The following is a 7,680-nucleotide window of genomic DNA, read 5'->3' as shown; positions in this document are numbered from 1 at the left end:
AAAGTTGGGAAAGTAGTAGCTCTAGTTCAAGTGAAAATCATCACCATAAAAAGAAGTGTAAAAAAGCCAAGCATGTTTGTCAAAAAAAATGCAAGGCCCACATGCATCTTTGTGTAAATAAGATGGCGTTGCACTTCAAACGTGACTAATGGAGCTGAGGTTATAATTTAAATGTAGTTATCAAAACTATTTTAACATTTCTTGCATGGTCAATTTATAGAAGTGATGTAGTTTTAACTACAATTTGGGTGAAATGATATAGTTTACCGAACTGAGCATCCTATTCAGGTGTGATTCCAAGTACTTCGGCAGTTTCGATTCCGATAATGTAATTAAAGCATATTAGGTATGACCCAGAGTTAGTGTTAAATCACTGATTCAACATAAGGTAGAGAGGCTCATCTCTACCTTATTTGTTTTTATAGATTATAGATAAGTGTTTAAGCTTAAATGGACGATGATTCAACCTGAAATAGAGTTTGAATAAGAATAAAATCACACTAAATAAAGTGGGGTTTTATACAGTATGTCAGTAGAATGAAGTGGAAATAGATTCGATTAAAAATAATGTCATTCGGTTAATCTAATAAAAAGGAGTGAATGTTATGTTGAAAATAAATTCAAAAATTGAATGTGCAACATTGACACTTTATGAACTAGAACAATTATTAAAGCCGTTAGGATATGAAATTGCTGCTAATTGGGATTATAACCATGGATACTTTGATTATAAAATGGCTGATGATCCGGGTTATGTTTATTTGCGAGTGCCATTTGAAGCTGTACAAGGTAATCTAGATGAAAAAGGCGTGGTTGTAAGAATAGGCACTCCGTTTATACTTGCACACCAGTATCAAAGTGGGTTAGATGATTTTGCTTATACAAGTGGAGTTACTTCTCTGTTTAACCAGTTTTCAGAACCGGTTGATGCTGACGCATCTATCCAGAAACAGTATGGTATTTTAGGTAAAGCGCTTGTTGAAGAATTGGAATTTTACATACTGTGATTGTCTTTATTAGTTAAGACGTTAACCATTATTTCACCAGCAAATACATTTGTTTGAATAATATGATCTGCTCCTGCTCGTTTAGCATTTTCTATTTGATCTAAGGTCAGAATCTCTACACAGCCATAGATATTTGGATTTAAACCTTTGCTTGCAATTAAGGTTAGTATAGAAAACATATCCGCTTGAAATTCTTGTTGCTTAAAATCAGCTGTAATGAGAATTTTTGTGGCTTTTTGGATATTAGCTTTCAGTAAGGTAGTATCTTCGGTAGCCTTCCCGTGGATGAAATGAAAACTAAAATGTGGATCTGGGTGCTTCCGTAATGTTTGGTCAATCAACACGATAGGAAATTTTAATTCCTCTGCATGAAGCCGTTGGATTATATTCTTCGAACGTTCATTCCAACCAACAATAATATAATGATTTTCTTCTGTAAATTCCTTCGTTCCTTTCATTAATTTCTCCTCCGATGAAATGGCTGCAGCTGAAACTGTAGCGAAATAGGTGGTAACAAAACCAGCCCCGATGAAAATAAGCACCATCCCAATTAACTTTCCGGCAATTGTAATAGGTGCGTAATCACCATAGCCAACTGTTGAGGTTGTTACGATTGCCCACCATATACCCTCTAGAAAAGTTGGAAATGTTTGAGGTTCTACAATAGTCATGGTGAATCCAAAAATGCTTATCAACATTAAAATGATTAAAATTAATTTAATGATTTTTGGGATTTTTGATATATAGTTTGAAATCTTTTGAATCATCATGATCACTCCGAATGTTCGCGTTTCATACATCCATTATGTTCAAAAGTGGTAAAACTCAAGCATTTAATCTTGAAATGATTTAGTGTTAGAAAAACTGACATAATTATTAGAAAATTTAAAAAAAGTTATTGAAATTTATTAATATCCATATTATGATATAAAACATAACAAATTAATGTCAATAAATCTAACATTAAGAAAGGGGAGAATATTATGAATATGGGTGATTCAATTTTTATGTTTTTGTCTGTCTTGTTAGTTTGGATCATGACACCAGGAATTGCGCTATTTTATGGAGGAATGGTAAAAAGCAAAAATGTGTTGAATACTGCCATGCACAGTTTTGTGCCACTTGCGATTGTTACTGTAGTTTGGGTGTTAGTCGGTTATTCGTTATCTTTTTCAACAGGAGGAAATGCTTTTATAGGCAATTTCGATTGGGTTGGTTTAAAGGGTGTTGGATTTAGTCCGAATGAAGACTATAGCGTGACCATACCGCACAGCATGTTTATGTTATTCCAAATGACATTCGCGGTATTAACTGTAGCTATTATCTCAGGAGCTGTTGCCGAACGAATGAAATTTTCCGCTTTCGTATTATTTGCAACAATTTGGAGTGTCGCGGTATACACACCAGTTGCTCACTGGGTTTGGGGTGTTGGTGGATGGTTAAGAGAGCTTGGTGCTCTAGATTATGCGGGGGGGAACGTTGTTCATATATCTTCAGGGGTAGCTGGATTAGTAGTCGCTATTTTACTTGGAAAACGTAAAGATGTTACGAATAGTGCTCCTCATAATTTACCATTAACTATTGTTGGTGCTACGTTAATATGGTTTGGTTGGTTCGGTTTCAATGTAGGAAGTACATTAACAATCAATGAAGTAGCGATGACGGTTTTCGTAAACACGGCTGTGGCTGCAGCGACAGGAATCATTGGTTGGATTGTTGTAGAGTGGTTTGTAGCTAAGAAAACTACAATGTTAGGAGCAATGTCAGGAGCCATTGCTGGATTAGTTGCTATTACACCAGCATGTGGATTTGTTACACCCGCAGCTTCCATCTTAATTGGCTTCATCAGTGGTGGATTATGTTTCTTAGGATTAATTGTAGTAAATCACAAGATAGGGGCTGACGACGCTTTAGGAGCATTCGGGCTACATGGAATTGGTGGAACATGGGGCGGAATTGCTACGGGATTATTTGCTACACTTTCTGTGAATGAAGCAGGAGCAAATGGTTTGTTTTATGGTGAGGTGGCTCTATTAGGGAAGCAATTAATTGCAATTGGAACAACGTATGCATTCGTAGGAATTGCGACATTTATTATTATAAAAGTGATTCATGTATTCATCCCAATCCGTGTAGATGAAGATGTTGAATCTCGTGGACTTGATGTTACGTACCATGGTGAAAGTGCCTATTATGATTCAACATTTAAAAATTAAATAAGAAGAGAGCCATTATTATTATGTTACTGTTTCTCCTGTTCAAACTGGTGCTTAGACACCTACTTCAAAATGTAGTTTTAAGCGTCAGTAAGAACCACAATCAAAGTTTTCAAAGTTTCACTTTATAAGGTCGGATTTACCATCTATGATAGAGGGTAAATCGACCTTTTTTATTGGATGGAGTGAGGATATATGACGAATAGTGAAATGATTATATTGACGGAAAAATATGTTTTTGGGTTATTATCAGGTGAAAGTAGTGGTCACGATTGGTGGCATATACATAGAGTGACTAATCTTGCGAAAACAATTGCTGAACATGAAGGGGCTGACTTGTTCATATGTGAAATGGCGGCGTTGCTCCACGATGTTGCAGATGAGAAGCTTAATAGTAGTGAAGAAGCAGGAGTTGCTGAAGTAGAACAATGGCTGCATTCATTACGACTAGATGAGAATTCGATTAAGCACATCATTGAAATTATTACAATGATGTCATTTAAAGGAGGTGGACGGCCACCAATGAGTACACTCGAAGGAAAAGTGGTACAAGATGCCGATCGTTTAGATGCAATTGGAGCAGTAGGAATTGCTAGAGCGTTTGCTTTTTCAGGAGCAAAGGGACAGATTATCCATGATCCTACTATTCAACCTAGAGAGCAGCTATCAGGAAAAGAATATCGAATGGGGAAATCATCAGCTATTAATCATTTTTATGAAAAACTCCTCAAATTAAAAGGCTTGATGAATACTAGCTTCGGAAAGCAAATGGCTGAAGAACGTCATGCATTTATGGAATTGTATTTAAAGACATTTCTGGAGGAATGGAAAGGAGTGCGGTAAATTACATGGTGTCTACATAAAATAGATTATTTTCAGAAAGAATAAAACAATCAAAGATAACGGGAAGTGTTTTTTTTGAAATCTTTCTTGAAAATATGCATTGTATTGTTTGGTTCGTTTATAACGAGTATTGGTATTACTCTCTTTATCACAACGGGACATGGAGTAGACCCTATTAGTGTCTTATTACAAGGTTTAGAGAATGTTACACCTTTTCGTTTTGGTACTTTAAGTCAATTATTTAATGCCATTATCTTATTTGTTGTCTTCATGTTAGACCGTTCTAAAATTTATTGGGGAAGTTTAATAAATGCTTTAAGTGTAGGTTTTTTTATTAACTTATTGATTGAGCTTCCTATATTTACATTTAGTGGATTCGAAGCCTATTTCTTATCGTTTATTGGAGTCATTTTATTAGGGATGGGATTAGCTATATATTTATCGGCGGAGTTTGGTGTAGGGGCTTTAGAAGGCCTTATGATTTATTTAAGTGAAAGATGGAGCATATCAATCAAGTACATTCGAATTGGATTGGATGCTACGTTAGTAATCAGTGGTTTTTTATTAGGGGGAACTGTTGGTTTAGGGACAATTGCTGGTGTTTTGTTAATAGGTCCAACTGTTGAATGGACTTTGAAATTTATAAATGTTTTCGTAAAAAGAACGATTCTTTGTTGAGAGACGAAAAACTATCATTTCAGCTTTGTTTGGGGAAAATGTGTTGTACATATTAAACTTTAGACTGTTTAAATGATATTAGGGAAGGAAGGTCAATCTTCACAAATTGTTAAAGAGCAGAATGGTCTGATAAATAAAGAAAAATGCGGTATTATTAAAGGAGACAAATTTAGTAGTTACAACTATTATTACTAATATGGAAAGATTTTTTGTCACAATTTATAGTGGAAAGGAGTAAATAATGCCTAGTTTCATAGTGAGAACTAGAACAGCCCAATTATTTTTTATATGACTATCGAATTCATTTAGGACTTTGTATATAATTCTTATTAAGAATATAAAAAATATTCAGGTATTTTAATTTTAGTGTTACTTAAGGATTATACATCATGAAAACGAACAACTTGCAATGAAAGTGGGAGAGATATGGTAAAGGACTATGTTAATGTAATGGAAGAGATTGTAGTAACGCTTGTAAAGATTCTTATGGCAGGACCAGAATATCAAACCTTTTGTCATTGTGAATCATGCCGTAATGAAATCATTGCAATGAGTTTGAACAATCTTCCAACTCATTATGTTACAACAGATGAAGCTAGAAAGCATGCTTATGATGCGTTAAACACACCGGAGAATTTAAAGTGGATTAACAAAAGAATCATTAAAGCCATATATGCTGTCGGAAAGTATTCTAAGCATTAATTGGGTAATGTATGAAACAATCCTAATCGAATGATTATTTGTGTCATTCTTTATTTAAATTGCTGTGTCTGAATTAGTTTAGGCACTATTTTATTGCTAAAAAACCATTTCTCTTTTCAACGTTTGAGTAGAGAAATGGTTCTTTTGATAATTATTAATAATTATTAATAATTATTAATGGTTTGTTCGACTAATGAAGCGTAGGCTTGTGAACCTGTTTTCGTTAGATGGACTCCATCGGGTGCGAAATATTCATTATGACCCGCGCTATGAGAATACCAATCTACGAGAGAAACATGCTGATATTTAGCAGCTGCTTCCTCTAGTGCATTATTAACGACTGATTGCCATGGTCTAGGGACACGTGTATTTATTAAAATAATTTTTTTATCACTTCCAATCGCGTTTAGAAGTGAATCCAATTGTGAAGATGAAAACGCTCCGTTCGATCCAAGGCCGATAATAACTATATCACCAGCTTTTCCTTTTTGAACAAATTGATTATAGACTTCATCTGCTTGCGACATTTGTCGACCAATTTTGGCGTCAACAATTATATTTGGAAATTTCTCTTGCAGATATGGTGCTGCATCAAGGACTACAGAATCCCCTATTACATTAATTAATTGATCTGTATTAGGTTGTGTAGCTTCTTTTTCTGGTTCTTGAGACTCTTCTTTAGCCTTTTCTTTAGGTACTTCTTTTACTTCTTTATGAAATTTAATAGATGCATCTGTTTCATCCGTTTCATCTTGCTTATTGTTTTCAGCTACAATTTCCAAAGACTGCTCAGCTTTTTTAGCATTAGCCTTATCAGGTTGTTCCACAGGAGTTGCAGCAAGACCGATTGTTGAGATGAACACAAGAATTACGCCACAGCCCAGTGCTACCCAACGATTAGTAGATAGATTCTTAATTTTCCATTCTCCGGAAGTCACTCTCTTAATAAATTGCTTAATCCATCCTTGTCGAATTGGATTTTCGATGTATTTATAGGATAATCCCGCAATAACAAAGGTTAAAGTTATTTGGAAGAGAATGCGTGTAATGCTTGGTCCTTCAGTATCTACTAGTGGATTGGTTAGCAATATAATGGGATAGTGCCATAAATATATACCGTATGATCTAACACCAACCCAACGTAATGGTTTTATACTAAGCCACTTACCAAGGAAGCTGGATGGATGCACAATAATCGCGACTAATAGTGCAGTTAATATAGAAGCTAGTAGCATACCACCAAGGTATAAAAATCCGCTGTATTGATTTGATTTATGAATCATGAGCAATAAGGTAATTAGTGAAATGATTCCGATCAAATCCATTGCAAATCGTAACTGCATTGGAACTTTTGTAGAGAGTTTATGACTAGGCCATATTAATGCTAGCATTGCTCCAATTAATAGAGAGAAAGCTCTTGTATCTGTACCGTAATATACACGACTAGGATCTGCGCCAGGTTCATACATGATACCCATAGCGAGTGCTGAAGCGAAAGCGATTAGCATCGTGATAATAATTATTGGTTTTCGTTTCAACTTAATTGATAATACTAGGAAAATGAATAACGGCCAGACAATATAGAACTGCTCTTCAATTGCTAATGACCAAAAGTGCGTAAGTACGGATGGAACACCCATGCTTTCAAAGTAAGACACATCGTGGAAAATGTACCACCAGTTACTTACATACAATATTGCAGGAAGAAAATCATCTTTTAGTTTTCCTAAGAAGGCTTGATCAAATAATGTAATCCAGGCAGTTACAATAAGTAGCATCGTTAACATACTTGGAAGTAATCTTCTTGCACGACGAATCCAAAAGTTTTTTAAATTTATACGGTGGGTCTGTTCCCACTCAATTAATAATAGATTTGTAATTAAATAACCTGATAGGACGAAGAAAATAGTTACGCCTAAAAGACCACCAGATGCCCATTCAAATTTTAGATGATAGGCAATAACGGATAAAACAGCTAGTGCTCTAAGTCCATCTAAACCAGGTATGTACCGACTTTTTCCTCTAGACATTTTCATTGCCTCGATTTTGCTTTTTACTTCGTAGCATTTTGTAGAATGCATTATTTTTACCGTTTTTCATGCTGATCCATCCTAATCTAATTGTTATAAAAATGAAGTTATATAATATATTTAGCCCGTTCCAATTTACGCTGAGCTACTTATCGATTAATAAAGTTTCTCTTTAAATATTAAACGAACGAGCATAACAAAAAG

At 34.9% G+C, this 7,680-nt stretch carries 7 protein-coding genes; 5 read left to right on the top strand and 2 right to left on the bottom strand.

Going from position 1 to position 7,680, the window contains the following annotated elements; genetic code table 11:
• Window positions 1–605 precede the first annotated feature (605 nt).
• Window positions 606–1,007 (top strand): YugN-like family protein, encoded by a 402-nt coding sequence (locus V7014_RS19705; protein ID WP_335509514.1) that lies wholly within the window; start codon window positions 606–608, stop codon window positions 1,005–1,007.
• Here the strand turns inward: V7014_RS19705 and V7014_RS19700 are convergent.
• Window positions 995–1,774, bottom strand: coding sequence for a potassium channel family protein (locus V7014_RS19700; protein WP_335509512.1), 780 nt, complete (start codon window positions 1,772–1,774; stop codon window positions 995–997). The genes V7014_RS19705 and V7014_RS19700 overlap by 13 nt on opposite strands.
• 216 nt (window positions 1,775–1,990) lie before the next feature.
• On the opposite strand from V7014_RS19700, the gene V7014_RS19695 reads away from it, so the two are divergent.
• From V7014_RS19695 to V7014_RS19680, 4 genes are all read left to right on the top strand, one after another.
• On the top strand, window positions 1,991–3,223 hold the full coding sequence (locus tag V7014_RS19695) for an ammonium transporter (RefSeq protein WP_335509510.1): 1,233 nt from the start codon (window positions 1,991–1,993) through the stop codon (window positions 3,221–3,223).
• Window positions 3,224–3,418: 195 nt separating this feature from the next.
• On the top strand, window positions 3,419–4,066 hold the full coding sequence (locus V7014_RS19690; protein ID WP_335509508.1) for an HD domain-containing protein: 648 nt from the start codon (window positions 3,419–3,421) through the stop codon (window positions 4,064–4,066).
• Between the two features lie 75 nt (window positions 4,067–4,141).
• Window positions 4,142–4,744 carry a YczE/YyaS/YitT family protein gene (locus V7014_RS19685; protein ID WP_335509506.1) on the top strand — a complete coding sequence of 201 codons (603 nt, stop codon included), beginning with the start codon at window positions 4,142–4,144 and terminating at the stop codon, window positions 4,742–4,744.
• Between the two features lie 426 nt (window positions 4,745–5,170).
• Window positions 5,171–5,446: a late competence development ComFB family protein gene (locus V7014_RS19680; protein WP_335509504.1), complete on the top strand. Its 276-nt coding sequence runs from the start codon at window positions 5,171–5,173 to the stop codon at window positions 5,444–5,446.
• Window positions 5,447–5,610: 164 nt separating this feature from the next.
• On the opposite strand, the gene V7014_RS19675 is transcribed toward V7014_RS19680, so the two are convergent.
• A complete protein-coding gene (locus V7014_RS19675) occupies window positions 5,611–7,482 on the bottom strand; it encodes an acyltransferase family protein (protein WP_335509517.1) in 1,872 nt (623 codons plus the stop codon).
• Window positions 7,483–7,680 lie beyond the last annotated feature (198 nt).

It is taken from the genome of Bacillus sp. JJ722 (assembly GCF_036963345.1).
Lineage (GTDB): Bacteria > Bacillota > Bacilli > Bacillales > DSM-1321 > Bacillus_AD.
The sequence above is the reverse complement of the archived record's forward strand: the minus strand, read 5'-3'. Positions and strand labels throughout refer to the sequence as shown.

Bases quoted from the DNA above. Each gene is read 5' to 3' on its own strand.
- V7014_RS19680 (WP_335509504.1), top strand. From the start codon at position 5,171: ATGGTAAAGGACTATGTTAATGTAATGGAAGAGATTGTAGTAACGCTT.
- V7014_RS19700 (WP_335509512.1), bottom strand. From the start codon at position 1,774: ATGATTCAAAAGATTTCAAACTATATATCAAAAATCCCAAAAATCATT.
- V7014_RS19675 (WP_335509517.1), bottom strand. From the start codon at position 7,482: ATGAAAATGTCTAGAGGAAAAAGTCGGTACATACCTGGTTTAGATGGA.
- V7014_RS19690 (WP_335509508.1), top strand. From the start codon at position 3,419: ATGACGAATAGTGAAATGATTATATTGACGGAAAAATATGTTTTTGGG.
- V7014_RS19705 (WP_335509514.1), top strand. From the start codon at position 606: ATGTTGAAAATAAATTCAAAAATTGAATGTGCAACATTGACACTTTAT.
- V7014_RS19695 (WP_335509510.1), top strand. From the start codon at position 1,991: ATGAATATGGGTGATTCAATTTTTATGTTTTTGTCTGTCTTGTTAGTT.